This window comes from Pseudophaeobacter profundi (assembly GCF_029697505.1).
GTDB lineage: Bacteria > Pseudomonadota > Alphaproteobacteria > Rhodobacterales > Rhodobacteraceae > Pseudophaeobacter > Pseudophaeobacter profundi.
On sequence record NZ_JARJEF010000102.1, the window covers coordinates 1 to 387 of the forward strand.

A 387-nucleotide genomic window follows, 5' to 3' on the forward strand; every position below is an offset into this window, starting at 1 on the left:
GGCCCTCACATTGGTCTTCTTGCCTGTGTGGCCGGGAACTGGAGTGCGATTCTTCGCCTTGTAGACGTAGACACACTTCTTCCCAACGTAAAACCAGCTGTCGGCTTTGGATGTGCAGCCCTCAACGTTCAACAAAGCTGTATTCTCATGTTGATTACGAAGCCCTCGCTTAAAACCAGTGAAAATCGCCTTGGCATACAGTCGTCCATAACGTTTTTTAATATTCCTCTTCACAGGTTTGACTTTCTTTTCAATCGACTTCTTATCTTTCTTATCGACTTTAACTTTTTTCTCGCCTGGCTTTTCAGCAGCTTTCTTTTCTACTGGCTTCTTCTCAGCTTTGGGCTTTGCTGCTGGCTTTGCCGTATCAGCCATTGTAAGGTCGTC

Annotated in this window: 1 protein-coding gene; it reads right to left on the minus strand. The window is 45.7% G+C overall.

From position 1 onward, the window contains the following. Positions 1-375: 50S ribosomal protein L35ae (locus tag P2081_RS20435; protein ID WP_278924626.1), on the minus strand; the 375-nt coding region annotated here is incomplete at its 3' end. Positions 376-387 lie beyond the last annotated feature (12 nt).